At 66.1% G+C, this 24,585-nt stretch carries 24 protein-coding genes and 2 tRNA genes; 23 read left to right on the top strand and 3 right to left on the bottom strand.

Translation table 11 applies throughout. The features are described from left to right. Nucleotides 1-25: 25 nt before the first annotated feature. The 14 genes from Q8Z05_RS20075 to Q8Z05_RS20010 all read left to right on the top strand — a co-directional run bounded on the left by Q8Z05_RS20075 (nucleotide 26) and on the right by Q8Z05_RS20010 (nucleotide 12,032). Nucleotides 26-1,375: a glutamate-5-semialdehyde dehydrogenase gene (locus tag Q8Z05_RS20075; RefSeq protein ID WP_305941292.1), complete on the top strand. Its 1,350-nt coding sequence runs from the start codon at nucleotides 26-28 to the stop codon at nucleotides 1,373-1,375. Nucleotides 1,376-1,455: 80 nt separating this feature from the next. Beyond that, a complete protein-coding gene (locus Q8Z05_RS20070) occupies nucleotides 1,456-1,680 on the top strand; it encodes a hypothetical protein (RefSeq protein WP_305941291.1) in 225 nt (74 codons plus the stop codon). A gap of 55 nt (nucleotides 1,681-1,735) precedes the next feature. Then, nucleotides 1,736-2,353, top strand: coding sequence for a nicotinate-nucleotide adenylyltransferase (gene nadD / locus Q8Z05_RS20065; protein ID WP_305941290.1), 618 nt, complete (start codon nucleotides 1,736-1,738; stop codon nucleotides 2,351-2,353). An 8-nt stretch (nucleotides 2,354-2,361) separates the two neighbouring features. Then, on the top strand, nucleotides 2,362-3,654 hold the full coding sequence (locus tag Q8Z05_RS20060) for a hypothetical protein (protein ID WP_305941289.1): 1,293 nt from the start codon (nucleotides 2,362-2,364) through the stop codon (nucleotides 3,652-3,654). A gap of 105 nt (nucleotides 3,655-3,759) precedes the next feature. Continuing rightward, nucleotides 3,760-4,161, top strand: coding sequence for a ribosome silencing factor (rsfS, locus tag Q8Z05_RS20055; protein ID WP_305941288.1), 402 nt, complete (start codon nucleotides 3,760-3,762; stop codon nucleotides 4,159-4,161). A 138-nt stretch (nucleotides 4,162-4,299) separates the two neighbouring features. Beyond that, nucleotides 4,300-4,372, top strand: a tRNA-Ala gene (locus Q8Z05_RS20050). Nucleotides 4,373-4,578: 206 nt separating this feature from the next. Next, nucleotides 4,579-4,651: transfer RNA gene (locus Q8Z05_RS20045), tRNA-Ala, on the top strand. Nucleotides 4,652-4,733: 82 nt separating this feature from the next. Beyond that, entirely contained in the window at nucleotides 4,734-5,084 is a 351-nt protein-coding gene (locus tag Q8Z05_RS20040; RefSeq protein ID WP_305941287.1) for a zinc ribbon domain-containing protein YjdM, read from the top strand. After that, the gene (locus Q8Z05_RS20035; RefSeq protein ID WP_305941286.1) at nucleotides 5,085-6,239 is read left to right on the top strand and encodes an NAD(P)-binding domain-containing protein; all 1,155 of its coding nucleotides are present in this window, start codon (nucleotides 5,085-5,087) and stop codon (nucleotides 6,237-6,239) included. A 119-nt stretch (nucleotides 6,240-6,358) separates the two neighbouring features. Next, nucleotides 6,359-7,507: a class I SAM-dependent methyltransferase gene (locus Q8Z05_RS20030; protein WP_305941285.1), complete on the top strand. Its 1,149-nt coding sequence runs from the start codon at nucleotides 6,359-6,361 to the stop codon at nucleotides 7,505-7,507. 138 nt (nucleotides 7,508-7,645) lie between these two features. Beyond that, nucleotides 7,646-8,848 carry an ROK family transcriptional regulator gene (locus Q8Z05_RS20025; protein ID WP_305941284.1) on the top strand — a complete coding sequence of 401 codons (1,203 nt, stop codon included), beginning with the start codon at nucleotides 7,646-7,648 and terminating at the stop codon, nucleotides 8,846-8,848. 116 nt (nucleotides 8,849-8,964) lie between these two features. Next, nucleotides 8,965-10,320 carry an extracellular solute-binding protein gene (locus Q8Z05_RS20020; RefSeq protein ID WP_305941283.1) on the top strand — a complete coding sequence of 452 codons (1,356 nt, stop codon included), beginning with the start codon at nucleotides 8,965-8,967 and terminating at the stop codon, nucleotides 10,318-10,320. A gap of 3 nt (nucleotides 10,321-10,323) precedes the next feature. Continuing rightward, complete coding sequence (locus Q8Z05_RS20015) at nucleotides 10,324-11,205, top strand: carbohydrate ABC transporter permease (RefSeq protein WP_305941282.1); 882 nt, start codon at nucleotides 10,324-10,326, stop codon at nucleotides 11,203-11,205. Next, nucleotides 11,202-12,032 (top strand): carbohydrate ABC transporter permease, encoded by an 831-nt coding sequence (locus Q8Z05_RS20010; RefSeq protein WP_305941281.1) that lies wholly within the window; start codon nucleotides 11,202-11,204, stop codon nucleotides 12,030-12,032. The genes Q8Z05_RS20015 and Q8Z05_RS20010 overlap by 4 nt, the downstream gene beginning before the upstream one ends. An 8-nt stretch (nucleotides 12,033-12,040) precedes the next feature. Here Q8Z05_RS20010 and Q8Z05_RS20005 read toward each other — a convergent pair whose 3' ends face one another. Next, nucleotides 12,041-12,244, bottom strand: a complete 204-nt coding sequence (locus Q8Z05_RS20005) for a hypothetical protein (RefSeq protein WP_305941280.1) — start codon at nucleotides 12,242-12,244, stop codon at nucleotides 12,041-12,043. 162 nt (nucleotides 12,245-12,406) lie between these two features. Between Q8Z05_RS20005 and Q8Z05_RS20000 the strand changes: the two genes are divergently transcribed. The 8 genes from Q8Z05_RS20000 to metE all read left to right on the top strand — a co-directional run bounded on the left by Q8Z05_RS20000 (nucleotide 12,407) and on the right by metE (nucleotide 21,465). Then, nucleotides 12,407-13,414, top strand: coding sequence for an AAA family ATPase (locus tag Q8Z05_RS20000; RefSeq protein ID WP_305941279.1), 1,008 nt, complete (start codon nucleotides 12,407-12,409; stop codon nucleotides 13,412-13,414). Nucleotides 13,415-13,424: 10 nt separating this feature from the next. Then, a complete protein-coding gene (locus Q8Z05_RS19995; protein ID WP_305941278.1) occupies nucleotides 13,425-14,318 on the top strand; it encodes a DUF58 domain-containing protein in 894 nt (297 codons plus the stop codon). Beyond that, nucleotides 14,308-14,838, top strand: coding sequence for a hypothetical protein (locus tag Q8Z05_RS19990; protein ID WP_305941277.1), 531 nt, complete (start codon nucleotides 14,308-14,310; stop codon nucleotides 14,836-14,838). The genes Q8Z05_RS19995 and Q8Z05_RS19990 overlap by 11 nt, the downstream gene beginning before the upstream one ends. After that, nucleotides 14,829-15,842 (top strand): vWA domain-containing protein, encoded by a 1,014-nt coding sequence (locus tag Q8Z05_RS19985; protein WP_305941276.1) that lies wholly within the window; start codon nucleotides 14,829-14,831, stop codon nucleotides 15,840-15,842. Before Q8Z05_RS19990 ends, Q8Z05_RS19985 begins: the two co-directional genes overlap by 10 nt. Next, nucleotides 15,839-16,849: a VWA domain-containing protein gene (locus Q8Z05_RS19980; protein ID WP_305941275.1), complete on the top strand. Its 1,011-nt coding sequence runs from the start codon at nucleotides 15,839-15,841 to the stop codon at nucleotides 16,847-16,849. The genes Q8Z05_RS19985 and Q8Z05_RS19980 overlap by 4 nt, the downstream gene beginning before the upstream one ends. Further along, nucleotides 16,846-17,637 (top strand): hypothetical protein, encoded by a 792-nt coding sequence (locus Q8Z05_RS19975; protein WP_305941274.1) that lies wholly within the window; start codon nucleotides 16,846-16,848, stop codon nucleotides 17,635-17,637. Before Q8Z05_RS19980 ends, Q8Z05_RS19975 begins: the two co-directional genes overlap by 4 nt. A 373-nt stretch (nucleotides 17,638-18,010) precedes the next feature. Continuing rightward, nucleotides 18,011-18,982, top strand: a complete 972-nt coding sequence (locus Q8Z05_RS19970) for a methylenetetrahydrofolate reductase (RefSeq protein WP_305941273.1) — start codon at nucleotides 18,011-18,013, stop codon at nucleotides 18,980-18,982. Nucleotides 18,983-19,119: 137 nt separating this feature from the next. Continuing rightward, nucleotides 19,120-21,465 carry a 5-methyltetrahydropteroyltriglutamate--homocysteine S-methyltransferase gene (gene metE, locus Q8Z05_RS19965; protein WP_305941272.1) on the top strand — a complete coding sequence of 782 codons (2,346 nt, stop codon included), beginning with the start codon at nucleotides 19,120-19,122 and terminating at the stop codon, nucleotides 21,463-21,465. 128 nt (nucleotides 21,466-21,593) lie between these two features. Here metE and Q8Z05_RS19960 read toward each other — a convergent pair whose 3' ends face one another. Next, entirely contained in the window at nucleotides 21,594-22,100 is a 507-nt protein-coding gene (locus tag Q8Z05_RS19960) for a DUF2004 domain-containing protein (protein ID WP_305941271.1), read from the bottom strand. 100 nt (nucleotides 22,101-22,200) lie between these two features. On the opposite strand from Q8Z05_RS19960, the gene Q8Z05_RS19955 reads away from it, so the two are divergent. Next, on the top strand, nucleotides 22,201-23,637 hold the full coding sequence (locus Q8Z05_RS19955; protein WP_305941270.1) for an aldehyde dehydrogenase family protein: 1,437 nt from the start codon (nucleotides 22,201-22,203) through the stop codon (nucleotides 23,635-23,637). Here Q8Z05_RS19955 and Q8Z05_RS19950 read toward each other — a convergent pair. Continuing rightward, the gene (locus tag Q8Z05_RS19950) at nucleotides 23,634-24,554 is read right to left on the bottom strand and encodes a LysR family transcriptional regulator (protein WP_305941269.1); all 921 of its coding nucleotides are present in this window, start codon (nucleotides 24,552-24,554) and stop codon (nucleotides 23,634-23,636) included. The two genes, Q8Z05_RS19955 and Q8Z05_RS19950, sit on opposite strands and share 4 nt — an antisense overlap. Between the last annotated feature and the right edge of the window lie 31 nt (nucleotides 24,555-24,585).

Below are 24,585 nucleotides of genomic sequence, written 5' to 3'. Positions count from 1 at the left end.
GGACTGATTCGCCTAGACTTGAATGATGACTGAGGCACTGATTCACCAAGCCGCCGAGAAATCCAGCGACTCCACGGACGTATCCGTCGCGCCGGAAAATGCCCAGCTGTCCCCGGCTGAGGTCGAGGCTGCCGTGCACGCCATCGCTGACCGGTCCCGCCAGGCTTCGCGCAGCATGGCACGCGCAAACCGCGCCTGGAAGGACAAAGGCCTGCGCGCCATCGGCGCTGCCCTGCTCGCGAGCAAGGCCCGCATCCTGGCCGCCAACGCCAAGGATGTGGAGGCCGGCCGCGCGAACGGAACGTCCGCGGCCCTGCTGGACCGCCTGACGCTGAACGACGCACGGATCGATGCCCTCGCAGCCGCGCTGGAGAACCTTGCGGGCCTGCCTGACCCGGTGGGCAACGTGGTCCGCGGCCAGACCCTGCCCAACGGCCTGCGCCTGCGCCAGATCAACGTCCCCATGGGCGTGGTTGCAGCCATCTACGAGGCCCGTCCCAACGTGACGGTGGACATCGCCGGTCTGGCACTGAAAAGCGGCAATGCGGTCATCCTGCGCGGCGGCACTGCCGCTGCCTCCACCAACGAGGCACTCATCCGTGCCCTCCGTGAAGCCCTCGAGTCGGTCGGGCTGCCGGCGGACGCCGTCCAGAGCGTGGACCAGTTCGGCCGTGAAGGCGCCAACGTCCTCATGCGGGCGCGCGGCCGGGTGGACGTCCTGATTCCCCGCGGCGGCCGGGACCTGATCCAGACCGTCGTGAACAACTCGTCCGTTCCGGTGATCGAGACCGGCGAGGGTAATGTCCATATCTTTATTGACGAATCTGCCAGTGAAGACATGGCAGTGGACATCCTCCTCAACGCCAAGACCCAGCGGCCCAGCGTCTGCAATACGGTGGAGACCCTCCTGGTGCATTCCAAATCCACCGTCCTGCCCGCAGTCGCCGAGGCCTTGCGCAAAGCAGGAGTCACGTTGCACGCCGACACGAGGGTCCGCGCCGCGTTGCCTGCCTCGGTGGAATCAGTGCCGGCCACCGACGAGGACTGGGCCACCGAGTACATGGACCTGGATCTGGCGGTGGCCATGGTGGACAACCTCGATGAGGCAGTGAAGCACATCCGCCGCTGGTCGACGGGGCACACTGAGGCCATCATCACCAACGACCTCGCGAACGCCGAACGCTTCATTTCCGAAATTGACTCGGCAGCGGTCATCGTCAACGCCTCCACAAGGTTCACGGACGGCGGGGAACTGGGCCTGGGCGCAGAGGTTGGCATTTCCACCCAGAAGCTCCACGCCCGCGGTCCCATGGGCCTGACCGAACTCACTACCACCAAGTGGATAGTGCAGGGCGAGGGCCAGATCCGCAGCTAGCAACGCTGTAACATGGAACAGAAGTCCGGAACGGCGGGAATGCCCGCCGTCGTCATTGTGTGAACTCTTTAGGGGAGAAAATGCTGCTGCAGCAGGTTGGCGCGTCCGTCGCCGAACATGAAGAACTGGCTCCGCTGTGGGCCGAACCGTGGGTTTTCGGCGTGGCCATTTTTGCGATCATGCTCGTCATGATGTTTGTGACGCTGTCCTACAGCAACCTCGGCAACCGGCACGAAGCCGTTGAGGAACACTCGGATCCCCACCGCCAGCACCCGAACAAGCACGATCACGGTCAAGGCCACTAACATCACTGCGGTCCTGAAGCGGCGCGGCGCCAAGCGCCGCCTGCGTTTGGGTGTGATGGGCGGGACATTCGATCCCATCCATCACGGCCACCTTGTCGCGGCCAGCGAAGTTGCGGCGAAGTTCGGCCTCGACGAAGTGGTGTTTGTACCCACCGGGCAGCCGTGGCAAAAGACGCACAAACAGGTCAGCGAACCGGAGCACCGGTATCTCATGACGGTCATTGCCACGGCATCAAACCCCAGGTTCACCGTCAGCAGGGTTGACGTTGACCGTCCCGGGCCCACGTACACGATCGACACCCTGCGTGACCTTCGTACGCAGCGGCCGGATGCTGATCTGTTCTTCATCACCGGCGCGGACGCCATGGCACAGATCCTGTCGTGGAAGAACATCGATGAACTGTGGTCGCTGGCGCATTTCGTCGGTGTGACCCGGCCGGGTCACGTCCTTGATGGGATGGGCAGGAAAGACGTCAGCCTCCTGGAAGTGCCCGCCATGGCAATCTCGTCCACTGATTGCCGGACGAGGGTCGCGGCCGGCAACCCCGTGTGGTACCTCGTCCCTGACGGGGTGGTCCAGTACATTGCGAAATACGGCCTCTATGCCGGGCAGTCCGACCCGGACAACAAGGCCGCACCTACCGAGTTACACGAACCAGCCAGTACCGAGTGAGTTGTTAGATGAGCCAGGAACAGCCTCCCCTCCGTAGCCGTCGCGAATTGCGGCAGGCCCGAGATGAGCGCGTGGAATCACCGCAGGATACGGGTCCCTCGGCGCCGGGTCCCGTTCCCCCTGCCTCCAAACTGCCCGGCGACGGGACGCCGGCCCGCATCCGCGAGGACGGCACAGGCCGCATCCGCCGTGTAGCTCCAGGGCCGGTGGACTCCGTTCGGACTCCCTCCGGATCCGAACGTTCCTCGCAGAGCCGGGCGAGGGACCGCGCAGCCCTGCGCACCATCAAGGAACTGGCCCAAAAGGAAGAGCGGCTGTCCGGCGGCGGTCCGCCCACGCGACGCCAGCTCCGCCTCCAGCAGCTTCAGGCCGAGGCCGCACCGGCCACTGCCGCGAACCCGATTGTTCCGCCGGCGCGCACCGCCGCCCAGCGCACCGTGCCGCAGGCCCGTCCGGGACAGCCGGCCCCGCAGGCCCGTCCGGGTCAATCGGCGCCGCAGTCGGCCGTTCATCAGTCGGAAGCGCCCGGGGCCGGTACCCCTCAGGTAAACGCGGACAGCAACCTTCCTGATGGTATGACCGTCGAACAGGCCCTCGCGGCGCGTTCTCTCATCGCCGAACAGGCCAGGAATCAGATTGCCAAGATGGAGCACATCGCGGCGACGGATCCCGAAGCGGTGGACCCGGAAATCCTCGCGGAGCAGATCGCTCTGGCCGAGCGCGCTGCCATCCTGAACAAGCGAGCCATGGCCAAGCAAAAGCTGGCCGAACAGGCCAGCCAGCCTGCGAACCCAAAGACGGAGCCGTCGGCCGTCAGCAACCTTGCGATGGTCACGCCGCTGGAGTTCGAGAAGGTTCCGGGGATTGACCGGCCGGTCATGAAGAAACCGGCTACATCGTATGTACCCGTGGTGACCAATCCCGGCCCGCGCTTGCAGCCGTCCGGCCCCAAGGGTTCACGCAAATCCGGGCCGACGAGGCGGACTCCCGGACCGGCGACAGGCCGTGCAGGCGTCCTTGCCCGGGCTGAGGCGGCAGCCAAAGCCGCGGCCGATCCCACGGCAGCCAAGGCCGCTGCCGCCGAGCCTGCTGATTCCTGGTCGGCCGAAGCCAGCGAGAATTTCGTTGACCGGCCGCGCGTGGCCGCAAATACGGCCTACGGACTCGAACCGCTGGACGCCGTCACCGCCGGGCTGGGCCGGGCGCATCGTATCCGGCTGCTGCAGCTGGCAGTCCTCGCACTGGGGATCGTGGCGCTGATTGCCGGGGTCACCATGATTATCAGCGGCCTGGCCCCCTGATCACACGCACCGGCGCATCACAATGCGCGGCTGCCCTTCCGATATTACGGCGCTGATTCCCTCAGTGCCGGACAAACATAGCTTTAAAACACTACAAGGAGTCCCGTGACTGCAACAGATTCATCCATCGCCATAGCCCGCGTCGCCGCGCGTGCCGCTGCAGACAAAATAGCCCAGGATATCGTCGGCCTGGATGTCAGCGAGCGGCTGGCACTGGCCGATGTGTTCCTGATCGCTTCGGCGCCCAGTGAGCGCCAGGTCAATGCCATTGTTGACGGCATCGAAGAGGAACTTGGCAAGCAGGATCTCCGTCCGGTCCGCCGTGAGGGCCGCTCCGGCGGACGCTGGGTGCTGCTGGACTACTCCGACGTCGTTATCCACGTCCAGCACGAGGAAGACCGCGTGTTCTACGCGCTTGAGCGTCTCTGGAAGGACTGCCCCGTGGTAGACCTGCAGCTCGGGGATGACGCGTCGGCCAAGGCAGCCGTCTCTTCCGAAAGCGAATAGCGGGAAGACGCCACCGAATATGCCCGATTTGGAATTTTCGGAACGGCTGTTCTAAGATATTTGAGTTGCTTCGGAGAGATCCGGACGCAGAACCGGGCCCTACAGTGAAAACTGAAGGTGCCGGAGCAATGAAAATTCGGGGCTGTGGCGCAGCTGGTAGCGCACCTGCATGGCATGCAGGGGGTCAGGGGTTCGAGTCCCCTCAGCTCCACCGAATAGTCCGCCGGAATCGAAAGATTCCGGCGGACTTTTTTAATTCCACGCTGATTAAGCGGCGTTCCGGCGCTTTTCGTGTGCAGTCGTGGCGGTCGACGGCGGCGGGCTGCCGCACACCGGGGCCGAATTGGCGTCTTACACGATTGTGGTTTAAGATAATCAAGTTGCTTACGGACATCGCTCCGAAAGAAACACGAGTTTGGGGCTGTGGCGCAGCTGGTAGCGCACCTGCATGGCATGCAGGGGGTCAGGGGTTCGAGTCCCCTCAGCTCCACCCATATCTCAACAGCAGAAGCCGCGCACCCCAGGACGGGCCAGCGCGGCTTCTGCTGTTAACGCTCGACTAATATGGGACCGTGAACGAATCCCTTCCCCCTTGCCCCGAGTGCGCCAGCGAGTACACCTACGAGATGGGAGCACTGCTGGTCTGCCCGGAGTGCGCCCACGAGTGGTCCGCCGATGCCGCGGAAACTTCCGAAGCGGCGGCAGCTGTCGTCAAGGACGCGGTGGGAAACCTCCTCTCGGATGGTGACACGGTCACGGTCATTAAGGACCTCAAGATCAAGGGAAGTTCCACGGTCATCAAGGTGGGGACGAAAGTCCGGGGCATCCGGCTCATGGACGGCGTGGGAGACCATGACATCGACTGCAAGGTGGACGGCGTCGGTCCCATGCAGCTCAAGTCCAGCGTGGTCAAAAAAGTCTAGGTGGCGGAAATCACTGACGCCCGGGCGGCGGTACTGCGTGCCTCGGATGTAGTCGTGATCGGCGCGGGCCAGGCCGGCTTGTCCGCGGCGTACCATTTGCAGCGCCGCGGCTTCCGCCCCGCAGGAGAAGCCGCGGACGCGGTTGTGCAGGACGCACCGGGCTCCTACGTTGTCCTTGACGGCGAAGCCGGACCCGGCGGCGCGTGGCGGCACCGCTGGAAAAGCCTCCGGATGGCCACAGTCAACGGCATCAGCGACCTCCCCGGCATTCCCAAGCCGGACGTCGACCCGGCCGAGCCAAGTGCAAGATTCCTTTCACGCTACTTCGGGGACTATGAGGAGGGGCTCGGGCTGAACATCCTGCGGCCCGTGAAGGTCCGCTCGGTCTCCCGTGAAGACAACAAACCCCTTGGACGCCTCAGGATCGAATCTTCTGCGGGCAGCTGGTCTGCACGGGCGGTCATCAACGCCACCGGCACCTGGACCAGGCCGTTCTGGCCCATCTACCCGGGCCAGTCCACGTTCCGGGGCCGTCAGCTGCATGTGGCCGACTACGAGGCGGCAGAGGATTTCCGGGGTCAGCACGTCATTGTGGTGGGCGGCGGCATATCGGCGGTTGGCCTGCTCGATGAAATCTCCCAGGTCACCGCCACAAGCTGGTTCACACGCAGGGAACCTGTGTGGCGCGAGGCCGGTTTTGACCAGAAAGCGGGGCATGACGCCGTCGCCCTCGTTGAAGAGCGGGTGCGGCAGGGGCTCCCTCCACAGAGCGTGGTGTCGGTGACGGGACTGATCTGGACCCCGTCGCTGCGTGCAGCCGCCGCGCGCGGCGCCCTGGACCGTCGGGAGATGTTTACGGCGATAGAACCCGGCGGGGTCCGGCTGGCTGACGGACGCTTCCTGGCTGCAGGCGTGATCCTCTGGGCCACCGGCTTCCGGGCGGAGCTGGAGCATCTTGCCCCGTTGCACTTGCGCGGCAGCGGAGGGGGCATCGCCATGGACGGGACCCAGGTGGCAGCGGAGGAACGGGTGCACCTGGTGGGTTACGGGCCGTCGTCGTCCACCATCGGCGCCAACCGGGCGGGCAGGGCTGCAGTCGCCCGCATCGTGCGGATGCTGGCGCGCCACGGACCCGACGGAGCACCGTCGGCCTGAAGGGGTGCCGCCCGGCCCCGGGTGGTGCCGTTTCACGGTAGGTTTGCTGGGTAACTTTTCGCCCGGAGGACCCTCCCGGCCAGCGGAATAATTCGGACAAAGAAGGCGGCAGCTTGCACGTGGCGGACAACAGCTTGGACACCATCCTCTCCGGCCTGCGCCGGTTCCCGGATGTTGAAGCCTCCAACCTTCAGGCCTGGGATGCTACTGACAAGCTGCTGCTCGAAACGGCGTCCGACCTGCTCTCGCCGGACAGCCGCGTAGCGGTCATCGGGGACCGCTACGGGGCACTGACGCTGGGTGCGCTTACCGCTTACGGGGTCCGGAACGTGAAGGTCCACCAAGACCTCATCACGGGGGAGCGGGCACTCCGCAACAACGCCGCAAACCTCAACATAGCTTCCGGCTTTGACCAGCTGCCGCTCGGTGCGGCCTTGTTCGACGACGTCGATGTGGTGCTGCTGCAGCTGCCCAAGACGCTCGCCGAACTGGAGGAAACGGCCGATGCAGTAGCCCGCTACGCGGCTCCGGGCACGGTTCTGCTGGCCGGGGGCAGGGTCAAGCACATGAGCCTGGGCATGAACAGCGTGCTGCAACGGTATTTCGCCGACGTCCAGCCGCAGCTGGCCCGGCAGAAGTCCAGGGTCCTGCTGGCCCGGAACGCCCGGCCCGTCACGGGCCTGCCACCGTTCCCGGTGGCCGACCGCAACAGCGAACTGGACCTGACAGTCTGCGCCCGCGGGGCAGTGTTCGCCGGCACCAAACTCGATATCGGGACCAGGTTCCTCTTGAGGTACCTGCCGGACATGCCGGCGGCCGGGAACGTGGTGGACCTCGGATGCGGGACCGGCATCCTGGCCGCCATGTATGCCAGGAGCCATCCGGAATCGAAGGTGACGGCCACGGACCAGTCAGCGGCCGCCGTCGACTCTGCACGGGCCACCTCGGAGGCCAACGGACTTGCCGGCCGGATCACCGTCCTCCAGGACGATGCCATGGGCTCCCTGCCGGACGGAAGCGCCGACCTCATCCTGCTGAATCCGCCCTTTCACCTCGGAGCCAGCGTCCATGCCGGGGCGGGGCTCAAGATGTTCCGGGCTGCCGGAAGGGTGCTGGCGCCGGGCGGAGAGCTCTGGACCGTGTACAACAGCCACCTGCAATACCTCCCGGCACTGGAACGCTTTGTCGGTCCCACCCGTGTCGCGGGCAGGAACGCCAAGTTCACGGTCGCGGTCAGCACGGGACGCACGGGACCTGGTGTGGCTTAAGTCCGCGTGTGGGCGTACCGCCGCGCCCGCAGGTAACGTACGATTCAACCATCAGCAGTGCATAACCGAAGATGTTTAGGGGAATCCGTGACTGAGATCCGCACGCCATCGCCGAGGCGCGGAACAAATTTGCCCCGTATGGGGGACTTCAATCTCACGGTGATTCTGGACGCCATCAGGCGTTCTTCTGGGGGACTCAGCCGGGTGGAACTCGCCCAGATCGTCGGACTTTCCCCGCAGACCATCTCCAACATCTCGCGCCGCCTGCTGGACCAAAACCTCATTGTCGAAGCCGGGAAGGAAGGGAGCGGGCCAGGGAAGCCCCGCACCATCCTCAGGCTGAACCCCGCCGGAATGTACGCCGTTGGTGTGCATCTGGATCCTGCCGTCACCACGTTCGTGGTCCTTGACCTCGTGGGGTCCGTTGTCCGGCACTCACGGATCAACACTCCCGGCGGGAGCGACCCTGAGGGGATCATCGCGACCATTGCCGCCGAAATCAAGGACCTCGTGGCTGTCTCCGGAGTGGACCCGGACAAGATTGCCGGACTTGGCGTGGCCGCACCCGGCCCCATCAACCTGGAAGAGGGCACCGTCGTAGATCCGCCCCTCCTGCTCGGCTGGGATCGTGTGCCCCTGCGAGACGCCCTCGCGGAGGCCACCGGGCTGTCCACCCTGGTGGACAAGGACGTCACCAGCGCCGCGGTGGCAGAAACCTGGGCGGGCGGTCCCAGCGGCTCCGGAAGTTTCGTCTTTATGTACATGGGCACCGGCATCGGCTGCGGCATCGTCCTCAACGACGAAGTGGTCCGCGGAACCTCGGGCAACGCCGGTGAAATCGGGCACATCATCGTGGACCCGGACGGTGCGCCCTGCGACTGCGGACTCCGGGGATGCGTGAAATCAACCGCCATCCCGCAGGTCCTCGTGGCGCAGGCTGAAGCCGCCGGCGTGCTCGACGTTGTCCGTCATCCCTCCGGAGCCCCGGATATCCAGGCAAGCTTTGCGAGGCTCTGCGACGAAGCGGACGCCGGCAACGGCAAGGCGGCGGAGATCCTTGATCACTCCGCAGCCCTGGTGGCCCGGGCGGTAGCCGTGGTCACGAACACCCTCGACGTCGAGCGGGTGGTCTTCGGCGGCCCCTTCTGGACGCTCCTCTCACGGAGGTACCTGGACCGCGTTCCCCGGCTGGTGGAGGAGAACAGTGCGGCCCGCCAGATCCACGATGTAGAAGTTGTGGGGACCGGCGTGGGGGAGGACGTGGGTGCCATCGGGGCTGCCTGCCTTGTGCTCGAGCATACGCTGGCTCCACGCGCCCAGCGGCTGCTGCTGGAAGGCTGAAGCCGCGCCCCGCCACGTTGCCTGCACTAAGCACTAACCTGAAATTGCATATCGGCTAAAGGCTGGGGCCAGCTGGAGGACATTGGGGGCTGCAGCCGCTCGAAGATTGGAGCGTCATGCACCGCCCTGCCAGAATCCTTGTAGCGCTTTTGTCGGCGGCAGCGCTGCTGGCCACAGCAGCCTGTTCCGCGGAACAGCCCGCCGCCGAAAACCGGACCCTGAAGATCGTCTACCAAAAGACCGATTCGTTCACTGCCCTTGACACCCTGTTCAAGGACGCCAAGAAGGACTTCGAAGCCGCCAACCAGGGCACCACGGTGGAACTGCAGCCCATCGAGGCCAACGACGACGATTACGGCACCAAGCTGGCGCTGGCCCTCAGGTCGCCCGAGACAGCCCCGGACGTCTTCTACGAGGACACGTTCAAAGTACGGTCCGACGTCGACGCCGGGTACCTCCTGAAACTGGACAGCTACCTCGAAAAATGGGACGACTGGAAGCTGTACAACGAGGCCGCCAAGGCTGCCGGCACCGGGGACGACGGCGGCATCTACGCGGTGCCGCTGGGAACCGACACCCGCGCCATCTGGTACAACAAGAAGGTCCTGGAAAAGGCAGGTATTGCCGTTCCGTGGCAGCCCCGGAGCTGGGACGAAATCCTCGACGCCGCCCGCAAGATGAAGGCCGCGGACCCTTCACTGGTCCCGTTCCACATGTATGCCGGCAAGGCCACCGGCGAGGGCACCGTGATGCAGAGCTTCTACGAACTGCTCTACGGTACGGACAGTGAACTGTATGACCAGCAGGAGAAGAAGTGGGTCATTGGCTCGCAGGGGTTCAAGGATTCACTGACCTTCCTGAAAACCCTCTACGACGAAGGACTTGCCGTCACTCCTGCCGAAGCGCTCGACGCCAACGTCTGGAAGAAGGTTTTCGGCGAGTGGCTGCCGCAAGGCAAAATGGGGGCAACAGTGGAGGGTTCCTATACCCCGTCGTTCTGGCAGAAGGGCGGCAACTACGAGTGGGCCGGCTACGGGGAGGACATGGGCGTGGCGAGGTTCCCCACCCAGCGGGGCCAGGAACCCGGCGGCGTCAGCATGTCCGGCGGCTGGACGCTGGCCGTCGGGGCGGACTCGAAGAACCCGGACCTGGCGTTCAAGTTCCTTACCGAGGCCCTGAGTAAGAAAAACTCTCTGGCATTCACGGTGTCGGGTTCCCAGATCGCGGTCCGGACCGACGTCGCGGCCGAACCCGAATATTTGGCGGCCAACCCGTTCGTCAAGGACGTATCCGAGCTCGTCTCCGTCACCCACTACCGCCCTGCCACAGCGGACTATCCACGGATCTCCGTCGCGGTGCAGGTTGCCACGGAAGCCGTGATCACCGGTGCCCTCTCGCCACAGGAGGCCGCGGAGCAGTACGACAAGACCGTCAGGGACCAGGTGGGTGACGCCAAGGTCCTGCAGAAATAACGCATGGGTGAACGAAAAACGGTCCGGCAGCAGCTCCGGCTGCTGCCGGTTGTGCCGTCGGTCCTGCTGATCCTCCTATTCCTGGCGGCGCCCGTTCTGTGGTCATTCCACGCCTCCTTCACCAATGCGGCTCTCACCGGACGCAACGCCAGGAACCCGGCCTGGATCGGCGTCGAGAATTACGCACGGCTGCTCAGTGACTCCGCCTTCCCGGCGTCAGTCGTCCTGACAATCGTCTTTGTTGTGGCATCCGCGGTGGTGGGCCAGAACCTGCTGGGACTTCTGATCGCCGGTCTCATGACCCGCGCCCGGAAGCCCGTCTCAGCTGCCGTGGGCACCGCGGTGGTGGCGGCCTGGGTGCTCCCCGAGATTGTTGCCGCGTTCGCCGCCTACGCCTATTTCAGCAAGGACGGGACGCTCAACCAACTGCTCGGCGGGGCAGGGGTTGCGGGTGCCGACTGGCTCTATGCCTACCCCATGGTGGCCGTGGTGCTGGCCAACATCTGGCGCGGCACCGCGTTCTCCATGCTCGTGTACCGGGCGGCCCTCGCCGACGTGCCACAGGACATCTCCGAAGCCGCCCTCATGGACGGCGCCGCGGGCTGGCAGCGCCTGGTGTTCATCACCCTCCCGCTGATCAGGTCCAGCATCGCCACCAACCTGATGCTGGTGACGCTGCAGACCCTGGCAGTCTTTACCCTGATCTGGGTGATGACGGCCGGCGGACCGTCCAACGCAAGCACCACCTTGCCTGTCCTGGCCTACCAGGAGGCCTTCAAGTTTGGCGACATCGGCTACGGCACCGCCATTGCCACGGTGCTCATTGTGCTGGGACTCGTGTTCGGCATTGCCTATGTGCGGCTGCTGAAAGGCGACAAACGATGACGACGGCGGGCCGCCGCCGGGCACGGGGTCCCGCAGATGCGGCGCTGCTGCTGATCGGCGCCTGCTTCATCCTGCCGCTGCTGTGGCTCGTGTTTGGTTCGCTGGACGCAGAGGCGGGGTACCAGACCCGGCTGCCGGCCAGCGCGTCGCTGACAAATTTCTCCGCCGTCCTCACGCCGGAGCTGTTGCTCAGGCCGCTCTGGAACAGCCTCCTGCTTTCCGGCGGGACGGCGACGCTGACCGTGGCGGCTGCCGTACTGGCTGCCTACCCGCTGTCCCGTTTCCAGTCCAGGTTCAACCGGCCGTTCATGTATTCGATCCTCTGCGGAACCTGCCTGCCGGTCACGGCCATCATGGTGCCCGTCTACGGCCTGTTCGTCCAGCTGCGGCTGCTCGACTCGCTGCCGGCCACGGTCCTCTTCATGGCAGCGACAGCGTTGCCCATGGCCATCTGGATGACCAAGAATTTCATGGACGCGGTTCCCGTTTCGCTGGAGGAGGCGGCGTGGGTGGACGGAGCTTCCGGGCTCACCGCCCTGCGTGCCGTGGTGCTGCCGCTCATGCGCCAAGGCCTGGGGGTGGTGTTCATCTTCGTTTTCATCCAGACCTGGGGGAACTTCTTCGTCCCGTTCATCCTGTTGCTGTCGCCGTCAAAGCAGCCTGCATCAGTCTCGATCTTCAGCTTCTTCGGACAGCACGGCGCTATTGCCTACGGCCAGCTGGCCGCGTTCTCCATCCTCTATTCGGTTCCGGTCCTGGTCCTCTACGTCCTGGTGGCACGGGGGGCCGGCGGATCCTTTGCGCTGTCCGGAGCGGTGAAGGGCTAAGCCGGCCTTCAGTCGATGTCTTCGACCACGGTTCCGAACGGGATGGTGTCGTCCAGGTGGGCCTGGTGGCCGGTGGGGCCGGGGTTGTACAGGACCCTGACGCCGTGCAACTTGTCGGCCGCTGACTGCATGAGGATCGGCCGGACGGTGTTGATGAAACTCTCGCTCTTGCCGGCGAGATACTCCTGGTAACTGGCTGGAAGCTGAATCATGCCATCAGGATAGACCTGCACGGCCCACAATGGGGAGGGCTCCCCATTGTGGAATCTTCGGGGCACGGCTTGGATAGTATGGCCCGTGGCGGACATGTTATGCCCGCCGGCCAACCGGCAGCAGCAGCCGCCGGCCAGGAACAGAAACCAGGGGGATTTCGAGTGCTTCAGACGACGGGCTCGGTCCGGATCGAAGCGGCGGAACTGGCACGGGCGCTGCAGGTCATGACGGGCATCTCGCGCAGCTTCGACGCGAAGGTGGTGGGGCAGGCGCGGCTGCGGGAATCGCTGCTGGTCGGGCTCATGACCGGCGGCCACATCCTGCTCGAAAGCGTCCCCGGCCTGGCGAAGACCACCGCCGCGCAGACCGTAGCAGAGACTGTCAGTGCGGAATTCCGGCGGATTCAGTGCACCCCGGACCTGCTGCCCAGCGACATCGTGGGCACGCAGATCTATGATGCCGCAAAAGGCACGTTCGTCACCCAGCTGGGACCGGTCCACGCCAATATCGTGCTCCTGGACGAGATCAACCGGTCCAGTGCGAAAACGCAGAGCGCCATGCTGGAAGCGATGCAGGAGAGGCAGACCTCCATCGGGGGAGTGGTGCACCGGCTGCCTGCCCCGTTCCTTGTGCTGGCGACGCAAAACCCCATCGAGCAGGAGGGCACCTACCTGCTGCCCGAGGCGCAGATGGACCGCTTTATGCTCAAAGACGTCCTGGACTACCCGACGCCGGCCGAAGAGGCTGAGATCATCCGCAGGATCGACTCCGGCGTCTTCACCGACGAGCAGCGCCCCGCCGCCGCCGCGTCGCTGGACGCGGTCACGGAGGTGCAGGAACTGGTTAAGCGCGTCTACATCGATCCTGCGATCGTCAGGTACATCGTGGGCCTGGTGTTTGTCACCCGGAACGCGGCACAGTACATCGACGCCCGACTGGCGGGCTTCATCGAATTCGGGGCCAGCCCGCGTGCCAGCATCGCCTTCAGCCAGGCCGCCCGCGCGGTTGCGCTGCTCAACGGCCGGGACCACGTGATTCCCGAGGACGTGAAGGCGCTGGCCCACCGCGTGCTCCGGCACCGGATCATCCTCGGCTTCGAAGCGGTGGCGGAACAGGTTCCGGTCGAAGCGGTCATCGATGCCGTTGTGGCATCCGTCCAGACACCCTGAGCGCGCCGGCATGTCCAGCCTCCTGACACGGGTGAAATCGAAGATGTCGATCTACGCCCACCGCAAGGCCCGGGGAATGCTCGACGGCGAATACGGCTCCGTCTTCAAGGGCCGCAGCCTGGACTTCGACGACCTCCGGGCCTACGTCCCCGGGGACGAAGTCCGTGACATCGACTGGAAAGCCTCCGCCCGGCACGGTTCGCCGCTCATCAAGCGTTACGTTGCCGTGCGGCGGCAGACTGTGCTGCTGGTGACGGACACCGGACGCAACATGGCTGCTGCTTCGCTGGGGGGTGAAGAAAAGAAGGACATTGCCGTGATGGCCCTGGGCGTGGTGGGCTACCTGGCCCACCGCCACGGCGATGCGGTGGGACTCGTCTGCGGTGACGGGACGACGTCGCGGTCGGTGCCCGCAAAGGCGGGCGAAGCGCACCTGGAACGGCTTCTCCGTGAAGTCAACGACCGCACTGGGCTGGAATCGCCCGCGAGCGGCATCGGCGAGCAGCTCTCCTTTGTGGCTCGCAACTTCAGCCAGCGCATGCTGCTCTTCGTAGTGGCTGACGAACTGGTGCCGGATGCAGGCATGGAGCGGCTGCTTCGCCGTTTGCGCGCCCAGCATGAGGTCCTCTGGCTGACCGTCCGTGACGCGCAGCTGGCCGGGCCGCACTCAGCCGCTGCCCGGCCCGGCGACCGCTACGACGTTGCGGACTCCCGCTTCCTTCCCCGCAGCCTCGCAGCATCGGAAGCCGTCATGCGTGCCTATGCCGCGGCGCAGGAGCAGCGCGACGCCGCACGGGAGGCCGTGCTGCGGCGGCTGGGCATCGCCCACGTCCACGCCGGCAGCAGCCATGATGTGATGTCCGCGGTGTTCACCCTGCTGGAACGGCACCGCCGTGGAAAATGACACAGGGTTCTACGCACCCCTGGAGTACAGTGCCTGGTTGCCGTGGGCCGGCCTGGGCCTGCTGCTGCTCATCGCCGCCTGGCTGGCCTACGTCTTGCTGAGCACCCGGCAGCGGAAGGAACCCTCGCCCGCATTGCCCGCCGGCCCGCCGTCGGATCCGTTCGGCCTGAAAAACGATTACTTGCGCCGCATCGATGCCGTGGCGGCCGACGCCTCGGCCGGCCGGTTGTCAGAACGGGTTTCGCACCAGGAGCTCAGCCTGCTCATCAGGAGTTTTGTCCGGGACATGGCCGGGATCGATGCTCCGCGGATGACCCTCGCCGAGCTCCGCGAGCAGGACATTCCGTCAGCCGCCCTGGCCGTCGGCAGCTTCTACCCGGCGGCATTCGGCCCTGAACCCCGGGAGACTGGACCCCGGGACACTGGACCTCACGAGACCGAACACCGGGACACTGAGCCCCGCTCCTCTGTCGAGGCCGCGGCGGAGACGGCCCGGGAGGTGGTCCGGACATGGAACTGATCTTCTGGTGGATGATTCCGGCCGCCCTCATCCTTGGCACCGGGACCTACTGGATGGTCCGGAAACGGGGGCGGGGCGAGAATGCCACCCGGCTGCCCGTCGCCCACGGCCACCGGCTCACCGACTTGCCGGAGTACCAGGCAGCGTTGCGGCGGCACCGCCGCTGGCTCACCGTAGCCGCCGTCGCCGGGGCGGTTCTGATGGCAGCGTCCGTGGCGGCAGCAGCCCGGCCCGCCGAACGAAGCACCGTCAGCCCGGAACAGCGCAACCGCGACATCATCCTGTGCCTCGATGCCTCCGGATCCATGAGCAGCGCCGATGCGGCGGTAGTGGACGTCTTCGCCCGGCTGGCGGAGGGGTTCGACGGCGAACGGCTGGGGCTGACGGTCTTCGACAGCAGCGCCGTGCAGGTCTTTCCGCTGACGGACGACTACAACTTCGTGCAGGAACAGCTTGAGGTGGCCAGGGAAGCGTTTGACGGCGCGCCCGGCAGTGCCGGCTTCCTGGACGGCACCTGGAACGGCGCTGGTTCCTCCCTGATCGGCGACGGACTGGCCTCCTGCGTGCAGGGTTTCCCGGCAACCGGTGCCGGAGCTCCCGGGGGAGGCAGCGGTACAGAGGAACGGTCACGGTCGGTCATCCTGGCCACCGATAACTTCGTCTCAGGCGAACCCATCTTCACACTGCCGGAAGCTGCGGCGCTGGCCACGACGAAGGACGTCCGCGTCTTTGCCCTCAACCCCGGAGATTTCGACTACGGGACAGACCCCGGACAACCGGGTGCCCAGCTGCGGTCGGCGGCGGAAGGGACGGGCGGCGCGTACTACCCGCTGGACAACCCGGACGCGGTACCCGACATCATCCGCAAGGTGGAGTCCACGGAGGCCACCGCCTTCAAAGCCGCCCCGCAGGCCACCGTCGCAGACCGCGCCGAGATCCCGCTGGGCGTCGCTTTAGCGTCCGGACTGGTGCTGGTGGGCGCGACCTGGAGGCTGAGGTCATGACCTTCCATCCCATCTGGCCGTGGTGGATCATGGTCCCCGTCGCTGTTGCCGCCCTCGGTTTCCTGGCGTGGACGTCCGTAGGAAGCCGGCGCCGCGGCGCTGAACCGGGAGCCTGGCTGGTGCCCGCCGGCCTCGTGCTCCTGCTCCTGCTGGCGGCACTCCGGCCGGGTGTGCCGGGCGGCAGCGTCCGGGCGGCAACGGCCGACATGAACGTCTTCTTCGTCGTGGATACCACCAGCAGCATCGCGGCCGAGGATTACGGGAACGGCAGTCCCAGGCTCGACGGCGTCCGCCAGGACATCATGGCCATAGCTGCGGAGCTGGCCGGGGCGAGGTTTTCCATGATTACGTTCGACTCCCAAACTGTGGTCCGGATGCCGCTGACTACGGACACTTCGGCCCTCGGCACACTGACCGATGTTTTGGAACCCCAGATCACCCAGTACTCGACGGGCAGCAGCGTGACCGCGGCCAGGGCTGTGCTCAACGACCGGCTGAGGGCGGCCCGGGACAGCCACCCTCAGCGGGCACGGATTGTGTACTACCTCGGCGACGGCGAGCAGACCAGCGGCAAGGCACCGGAACCCATGCGGCTGGATGCGTCGCTGGTCAACGGCGGTGCCGTTCTCGGTTACGGCTCCTCGCAAGGCGGGCGGATGAAGGAGAAATCCAGCTATTCGTCCGATGAAGCCGCTGCATACATCCAGGACCGCAGCGGCGGAAGCGCCGGCGATGCCGTGTCCCGAATCGACGAAGAGAGACTGCGCGGGATCGCGGCGCAACTCGGCGTGCCCTACGTCCACCGCGCTGCCGGGGACGCGACAGGACCGATGATGCAGTCAGCCATGCCAGGGGCGCTGAAGGAAACGCCCGACTCACTTGAGGGCAGGGCGGAACTCTACTGGGCGCCGGCCCTGGGCGCGTTCATCCTCGCCCTGTGGGAGAGCCTGCGGGTGTTCCGCCAGCTGAGGCAGCTCCGCCCCGGAAAACCGGAGGCCCGCCCATGAGCCGGCAGCAGGCCCTGTCACCCGCGGCCGCTCATCACAGGCAGCGGAGGCGCCGGTTGCTGCTGGTGTCCGGAGCGCCCGTGCTGCTTGCCGCGGCGCTCGCCGTCAAGCTGCTCAGCGTCGGCTACCTGGGCGGCGAAGCGGCCCGGTCATTCAGCCGTGGCGACCAGGCGGGCCTCTCGTCGGCGGCGTCCGGCCTGGGCATGGCCAACATCGTGGAACGGCACAAGGCGCCCTATGCCGCCGCCGACGCCCTGGTCCTCCGGGGGGACTTTGCCGGCGCCCGGTCCCTCTTTGAGGCATCGCTCGCCGACGCCCCGCCGGCTGATGAGTGCAAGGTGCGAGTCAACCTGGTGCTCACGATTGAAAGGCTGGCGGATGAGGCCGCCGACGCCGCGCAATCCGGGAACCCGGGGGACTCCGCCGCCGAAGCAGCCAGGCTGTACGACGACGGCCTCGCCGCGGTCAACGCCGCTCCGCCCGGGTGCTTCAGCCCGGAAGACAGCCAGTACAGGCCCAACGGGGCAGACGGCGAGGGCCAACGCCTCCGGGAAGCCGAAGGACGGCTGCACTCCAAGTCGGAGCAACTCGGAAACGGCGGGGCTGATGGTGAATCCGGAAAGGACGGCGACCAACAGCCGCAGCCCGATCCGGAACTGCGGCAGAGCCAGCTCGACAAGCTGGAGGAGTCAGCCAAGTCCGCGCAGCGGGAGCGGAACGGCGGCATGCAGCGGGACGAGTACTTGAACAACGCCGACGCCGAGCTCGGCACCGATAAGCCCTGGTAGCAGGGCCTGCTGGCAGGGAACCGGTAAATCCGGGCCCGTTGGGCGAACAATGTTCTGCCCGGCGACGCAACAGAGCGTAAAGGTGCGTCTTAATTCGGCGGCCAGCTTGAACGCCCCGGAAGCGGGCCCTAGAGTCGTATACAAGTTACCGACGTAACGTGTCAGCGATCCTCCGTCAGGAGGGTGTGGGTGCCCCCATGTGGGCCTGACATTTGCTCACGGACAACTTCTTGTCAGGCGTAACAGTCGCGGCTGCGCCCTGCCGAAGTTCTCTCCGTGTTCCCCAAACTCAAATTCATTGCCGGTTCAGCGTCTCCACGGTCCCATGGACTGCGGTTCAGCTGCCGGCGATGGCCCAAAGCCAAGGACGCAAATGTCTCCACCTAGCCTTATCGACACACATCCGAATCTCTCCGACACCGCTCCGGTGGCGCTCTCCTATGAGCTGTTCCCGCCGCGTTCCCCGGCCGCCGCCGAGTCGCTCTGGACCACCATCGGCGAGCTGGAAGCCACGGACCCGGACTACGTTTCCGTGACGTACGGCGCCAGCGGCTCCAACCGGGACACCGCTGTCGAACTCATCAACCGGCTGCTGCTGGAGACCACGCTCCGCCCGCTGGCCCACCTGACCTGCGTGGGCAACACGCCCGAGGAATTGTCCGGCATCATCGGTGAGCTGCTCGACGTCGGCGTCCGCGGCATCCTGGCCCTTCGCGGTGACCAGCCCAAGGACGGCGGGGCACCGGCCAGCGGTTCCCTGCGGTACGCCCAGGACCTCATTGAACTGATCCGCCGCGTGGAGCAGCGCCGTTCGGCCCTGTTGTGCGCGGGCAAGGTGGCGGTCGGCGTGGCAGCCTACCCCACCAGGCACCCGGAATCACCGACCGAGGCCCACGACGTCGAGGTGCTGCTGGCCAAGCAGCGCTCCGGTGCGGACTTCGCCATCACGCAGGTGTTCTTCCACACCGAGCAGTACGCCGACCTCATCACCAGGGCACGCCGGGCGGGTGTCACGATCCCCATCATCCCGGGAGTGATGCCGCTGACAAGCGTGCGCAGGCTGAACCGCCTGGGTGAGCTGACCGGCGTCGAACCTTCTCCGGAACTGATGGCGCGCCTGGCCGCTGCGGACACTGACACCGAACGCCGGCTGATCGGCGTCCGGGCAACAGTGGACCTGGCCAACGCAGCTTTGGACGCCGGGGCACCCGGAATCCACCTGTACACCTTCAACGAACACGCCTGTGCGCTCGAGGTCCTGGACAAGCTGGCCCTGCCACGCCCCGCGCGTCCGGCGAGCAGGCTCAACGCCATTGCCCGCCGCCACAAGGAAATGGCGAGCTGAAACGCCGCTTCCGCTCCGCCCGCTTCGTTACCGCCCGACGCCGCCGCACTGTTTAGCGCGCGTGCCTTTGGCGTCGGCACCTTCGCCTTCGAACAGCAATTACCCCTGATTTCACCAACACTTCCAAGGAATTCCACATGACTGAGCAGAACACCCCGGCCGTGACCACTCCCTTCCCGTCCGCCTCGATCCTGGGTTACCCGCGCATCGGCCGCCGCCGCGAACTGAAGAAGGCCGTCGAGGCATACTGGGCCGGCAAGATCGGTGCCGCAGCGCTTGACGCCGCTGCGAAGGAGATCCAACTGGGCACCGCCAAGCGCCTGCAGGGACTGGGCCTGACGGAAGCAGCGGCCGTTCCGGGCACCTTCTCCTTCTACGACCAGGTGCTCGACGCTGCCGCCCACCTCGGTGCCGTGCCGGCCCGTTTCGGCAACCTCCTCAACGCCGAGGGACAGCTGGACATCGACGGCTACTTCACGCTGGCCCGCGGCAACAAGGACGAGCAGCCGCTGGAGATGACCAAGTGGTTTGACACCAACTACCACTACCTCGTTCCGGAAATCGGCCCGGAGACCAACTTCGCGCTGACCTCCAACCGCATCGTCGAAGAATTCGAATACGCCCTCGCCAACGGCGTGGAGACCCGCCCGTACATCGTCGGCCCGGTCACCTTCCTGCTGCTGAGCAAGCCTTCCGACGGCGCTCCGGCCGGCTTCAGCCCGCTGTCCCGCCTCGAGGACGTCCTGCCGGTCTACACCGCGCTGCTGGAGAAGCTCGCCGCTGCCGGCGCAAGCTGGGTCCAGCTGGACGAGCCCGCCCTGGTGGTCGACCAGGACACCTCCGCAGAGGAGATCCAGGCCGCGGTCGCCCGCTCCTACGAGGTCCTTTCCGCTGCCGCCCGGCGCCCGCAGCTGTTCGTCTCCACCCCGTACGGTGCACTGAACGGCCAGCTCGGCACGCTCGCCGCCACCAACATCGACGCCCTGCACGTCGACGTCTTCAAGGGTGCAGTTCCGTCCGCAGCGGCACTCGCCGCACTCGGAAACAAGACCCTGGTTGCCGGCGTCGTGGACGGCCACAACATCTGGCGCAACGACCTCGCCGCATCCGCGGAGAAGATCGCCGAACTGAAGAAGTCCGTGGCCAATCTGGCCGTCAGCACGTCCACCTCCACCCAGCACGTCCCACACGACGTCGAGGAAGAGACCCAGCTGTCCGAGCAGCTCCGCAGCTGGCTGGCATTCGCCGACCAGAAGGCCGTTGAGGTTGTTACCCTTGCCGGCCTGCTGACCGATGCCGCCGCCGTGCAGCCGGCCATCGACGAGGCCACCCGGATCATCGCCTCCCGCGCCGCAGCCGAGGGCGTCCAGCGCGCCGACGTCCGGGCACGCACCGCCGCCCTGACCCCGGCGGACTTCAACCGCTCCGAGTACTCGGTCCGCGAAGCCGCCCAGGAAGAAGCCCTGCACCTGCCGCCGCTGCCCACCACCACCATCGGATCCTTCCCGCAGACCTCCGAAATCCGTTCGGCCCGCGCCCGCAACAACAAGGGCGACCTGACCAACGAGCAGTACGAGCAGCTCATGAAGGACGAGATCAAGCGCGTTGTGGAGCTGCAGGAGGAACTCGGCTACGACGTCCTGGTCCACGGCGAGCCCGAGCGCAACGACATGGTCCAGTACTTCGCCGAGAACCTGGAAGGCTTCGACGTCACGGTCCACGGCTGGGTCCAGTCCTACGGCTCACGCTGCACCCGTCCCTCCATCCTGTGGGGCGACGTCACCCGCAGCGCCCCCATCACGGTGAAGTGGGCCGAGTACGCACAGTCCCTCACCAACAAGCCGATGAAGGGCATGCTCACCGGTCCGGTCACCATCCTGGCTTGGTCCTTCGTCCGCGACGACCAGCCGCTGGGCGAGACCGCCAACCAGGTGGGCCTGGCCCTCCGCGACGAAATCGCCGACCTGGAAGCAGCCGGCATCAAGGTCATCCAGGTTGACGAGCCCGCCCTGCGCGAACTCCTTCCCCTGCGCAAGGCCGACCAGGCAGCCTACCTGGACTGGTCCGTGAACTCGTTCCGCCTGGCCACCGCCGGTGCCGCCGACTCCACCCAGATCCACACGCACCTGTGCTACTCCGAGTTCGGCGCCATCATCGACGCCATCGACGGACTGGACGCCGACGTCACCTCGATCGAGGCCGCGCGTTCACGCATGGAGGTTGTCCACGACCTTGAGTCCCACGGCTTCGGCCGCGGCGTCGGACCGGGCGTCTACGACATCCACTCGCCGCGCGTCCCGGGCGAGCAGGAAGTCACCGAGCTGCTCAGCACCGCAGTGAAGCACGTCCCGTCCCGCCAGCTCTGGGTCAACCCGGACTGCGGCCTGAAGACCCGCGGCTACGCCGAGACCGAAGAGTCCCTGCGCAACCTGGTCGCGGCCACGAAGACGGTCCGCGCTGAACTGCTGGAAGCTGCAAAGTAACCACAACTGCCTGAAGCACGACGGCGCCCGGTCACCTTTTCGGTGACCGGGCGCCGTCGGACTTTAACTTCGGTTGCTGAGCAACCTCCCTTTTCAACGCTCAAAAGGGCGCCTACGGAGCAATCGATTCAGGACTCCCAGACGATTTCGTCGTCCACCACGCCGTCCTCGTCCGCGGACGCCACCAGGACTTCGTCGGTGAAGTGTTCGCCCAGGGTGAAGTCCAGGACGAAGTAGCGTTCGGGCTGGCCCGGGAAGATTCCCACGTGGCCAAGTTTCAGGGCCTTTAGGAAGACGGCATTCGTCAGCTGGCTCTTGTCCTCGACGCCGAACACCTTCTTGAGGTGCTCATCCTTGATGGCGTTGCAGTGGAAGTGCCGGTACTCCTGGGGGCTGGTGCCCTCCTGCTCCAGCTCCTCGGCGATCATGTCCCGCACCTGGTCCACGAGCTCAGGCAGGTACCGCAGCCGGTAGTCCACCTTGTGCATGGCCGCTTCGTCGAAATGGTCGTGCGCATTGATGATGAGGTCCAGCTCAACCGGCTGCCCGTCCACTTCATGCTTCGCTGCGACGTTGTGGTCCCGGCCGTGGTTAAGCTCGATCTCACCAAAGAGCCGGCTCGCTACCTTGTTCATATCTTCAACATAGACCCGAAAAGCGGAGCATTCCAGCATCAGGGATTTTTATCTGGGGCCCTTTGTCCCGGCTGCGTCCCGGCACGGGTACATTGATCGGATGCATACTGCCGCTGCCGCCGTTGCCCGATCCCGTGAGCTGTTCGACAGCGGGGTGAGCCGCCCGCTGGCGTGGCGCCTCGAACAGCTGGGCAATCTGCGCAGGATGCTCACGGATCACGGCGGCGATTTTGCCGAGGCCCTCCTCAGCGACCTCGGCAAGCACCGCAGCGAGGCCCAGCTGACCGAGATCGGCTTTGTGACTGCGGAGTTGGCCCACCTGGAGCGGCATCTGGCGGCCTGGCTTAGGCCCCGGCGGGTGGACGTGCCGCTTCCGGCGCAGCCGGCCCGGGCCTGGACCGAGCTGACTCCGCTGGGAGTGGTGCTGGTGATCGGTACGTGGAACTATCCGCTGCAGCTGACCCTCGCGCCGCTTGCCGGAGCCCTTGCAGCCGGAAACACCGTGGTCATCAAGCCGAGCGAGCACGCGCCCGCCACATCAGCCGCCCTGGTCCGCTGGGTGCCGGAGTACTTGGGCGGAGCCGCCGAGGTGGTGCCCGGGGGCATCCCGGCAACCACGGCGCTGCTGGCGGAACGCTTCGACCACATCTTCTTTACCGGCGGGCAAGACGCCGCGCGCGTGGTCATGCGGGCTGCGGCCGAACACCTCACACCCGTGACCCTCGAACTGGGAGGCAGGTGCCCGGCCTACGTGGACGCCACCGCGGACCTGTCCGCCACGGCCGGGCGCATTGCATGGGGCCGGTTCATGAACGCCGGGCAGACCTGCGTGGCGCCTGACTATGTGCTGGCCGCCCCGGAAATTCTGGACGCGCTGGAACCGCTGCTCATAGACGCCATTACCGGCATGTTCGGCAAGGACCCGGCAGGCAGTGCTTCCTACGGCCGGATCGTCGATGACCGGCACTTCGAACGGCTCGCAGAACTGGCGGACGGCACCGCAGTGGTCCATGGCGGCCAGCGGGATCCCGAAAGCCGGTACTTTGCCCCGACCCTGCTGCGGCCCGCACCGGGTGACGCCGTCCTGGATGAGGAAATCTTCGGCCCGTTGCTCCCGCTGGTGCCCGTGTCCGGAGTGGACGAAGCGATCCGGATGGTCAACGCGGGCGGCAAGCCGCTGGCTGTGTACGTTTTCAGTGCGGACGACGGCGTCCGTGGATCCTTTGCGGCGGAGACGTCGTCCGGGGCCCTGGTGTATGGAGCGCCGGCGGCGCACCTCGCGGTCCCGGGCCTCCCGTTCGGCGGGGTCGGCGGCAGCGGCATGGGTGCCTATCACGGCGAACATTCCGTGCGGACGTTTTCGCACGAACGGGCCTGCATGGATAAACCGATGTGGCCGGACACCCTGCGCCTGGCCTATCCGCCCTACGGAACGGCGAAGGACGCGCTGGTGACCGCCCTACTGTCATTGGCGGCGCGGGCGCCCGGACGTTCCAAGGCCCGGCGCGCGAAGGCCCGTGGTTCCCAGACCCGCTAATTCTTGCGGGTGGTCCCCAGGCTGTGGAGCGTGTCCGCCAGGAGCTCGACGAACAGCTGGACCCGTGCCGTCTGCTTGTCATTGATGAGCAAGGCGAATACGTTCCTGGCAAGCCTGATTTCCGGCACATCGAGGACCACCACGCCGGCAGGACGGTGCCGCAGGGCAAGCTCGGGGACCAGGGCGGCGCCCAGCCCCGCCGCGGCCATTTCGAGGCTGGCGTGGAAGTCGTCGCTGTAGGCCACCACCCGGGGGTGCAGGTTGCAGCTGGCGAACAGCCGTTCGATAACCGTCGCATCGCTGGTGCCCGGGTGATGGACGATCCAGGGCATGTCGGAGAGGTGGTCCGCAGCGACTTTGGCGTCGGCACGGAAACCCCAGGCCGCTGGCAGCACCACGCGGAATTCGTCGTCGCCGATCCATTGCCGGTTAACAGTGTGGGGCCAGGCCAGGCCGGACTGTCCCACCTGATAGACGAGCGCCACATCGAGTTCGCCGCCGGTGCGCAGCCCCTGGATGGTCTGCGAGGGCTCCGCCACGGACACCCTGAGGTCGATGCCGAGGTCTTTCCACTTCGGGTTCTGCAGGATCCGGGGCAGCACATACGTGGCCAGGCTGGGGAAAATTCCCAGCCTCAGTTCCTGGTGCGTGGCGTTGTGTGTCCTGGAGGCAGCGGCCATCAGGGCCTCGATGTCCGTGAGGACCTTGGCCGCATGCCGTGTCATCACCAGGGCGGCTTCGGTGGGCTGGATGCTTCGGGCCGAGCGCTGGAAGAGATCCACGCCGGTGTCCCGCTCCAAAGCGGACATCTGCTGCGAAACGGCGGAGGCCGTATAGCCCAGCCGGTTGGCGGCCGCGGCGAATGAACCGAGGCGGGTGACCTCCACGAGCGTCCGCAGATGAACAGGGTTGATCAATGGTTGCCCTTCGCCGTGGAAAATCCCGCTT

The organism is Arthrobacter oryzae, assembly GCF_030718995.1.
GTDB classification, from domain to species: domain Bacteria; phylum Actinomycetota; class Actinomycetes; order Actinomycetales; family Micrococcaceae; genus Arthrobacter; species Arthrobacter oryzae_C.
This window is presented reverse-complemented; position numbering and strand designations above follow the sequence as displayed.

What these genes read in the sequence shown, in the direction of transcription:
- Q8Z05_RS19960 (WP_305941271.1), bottom strand. Translation starts at nt 22,100, where the DNA reads ATGAACAAGGTAGCGAGCCGGCTCTTTGGTGAGATCGAGCTTAACCAC.
- Q8Z05_RS20005 (WP_305941280.1), bottom strand. Translation starts at nt 12,244, where the DNA reads ATGATTCAGCTTCCAGCCAGTTACCAGGAGTATCTCGCCGGCAAGAGC.
- Q8Z05_RS19995 (WP_305941278.1), top strand. Translation starts at nt 13,425, where the DNA reads ATGTCCAGCCTCCTGACACGGGTGAAATCGAAGATGTCGATCTACGCC.
- Q8Z05_RS19975 (WP_305941274.1), top strand. Translation starts at nt 16,846, where the DNA reads ATGAGCCGGCAGCAGGCCCTGTCACCCGCGGCCGCTCATCACAGGCAG.
- Q8Z05_RS20070 (WP_305941291.1), top strand. Translation starts at nt 1,456, where the DNA reads ATGCTGCTGCAGCAGGTTGGCGCGTCCGTCGCCGAACATGAAGAACTG.
- Q8Z05_RS20010 (WP_305941281.1), top strand. Translation starts at nt 11,202, where the DNA reads ATGACGACGGCGGGCCGCCGCCGGGCACGGGGTCCCGCAGATGCGGCG.
- Q8Z05_RS19985 (WP_305941276.1), top strand. Translation starts at nt 14,829, where the DNA reads ATGGAACTGATCTTCTGGTGGATGATTCCGGCCGCCCTCATCCTTGGC.
- Q8Z05_RS19955 (WP_305941270.1), top strand. Translation starts at nt 22,201, where the DNA reads ATGCATACTGCCGCTGCCGCCGTTGCCCGATCCCGTGAGCTGTTCGAC.
- Q8Z05_RS20015 (WP_305941282.1), top strand. Translation starts at nt 10,324, where the DNA reads ATGGGTGAACGAAAAACGGTCCGGCAGCAGCTCCGGCTGCTGCCGGTT.
- Q8Z05_RS19970 (WP_305941273.1), top strand. Translation starts at nt 18,011, where the DNA reads ATGTCTCCACCTAGCCTTATCGACACACATCCGAATCTCTCCGACACC.
- nadD (WP_305941290.1), top strand. Translation starts at nt 1,736, where the DNA reads ATGGGCGGGACATTCGATCCCATCCATCACGGCCACCTTGTCGCGGCC.
- Q8Z05_RS20060 (WP_305941289.1), top strand. Translation starts at nt 2,362, where the DNA reads ATGAGCCAGGAACAGCCTCCCCTCCGTAGCCGTCGCGAATTGCGGCAG.
- metE (WP_305941272.1), top strand. Translation starts at nt 19,120, where the DNA reads ATGACTGAGCAGAACACCCCGGCCGTGACCACTCCCTTCCCGTCCGCC.
- Q8Z05_RS20020 (WP_305941283.1), top strand. Translation starts at nt 8,965, where the DNA reads ATGCACCGCCCTGCCAGAATCCTTGTAGCGCTTTTGTCGGCGGCAGCG.
- Q8Z05_RS20025 (WP_305941284.1), top strand. Translation starts at nt 7,646, where the DNA reads ATGGGGGACTTCAATCTCACGGTGATTCTGGACGCCATCAGGCGTTCT.
- Q8Z05_RS20075 (WP_305941292.1), top strand. Translation starts at nt 26, where the DNA reads ATGACTGAGGCACTGATTCACCAAGCCGCCGAGAAATCCAGCGACTCC.
- Q8Z05_RS19980 (WP_305941275.1), top strand. Translation starts at nt 15,839, where the DNA reads ATGACCTTCCATCCCATCTGGCCGTGGTGGATCATGGTCCCCGTCGCT.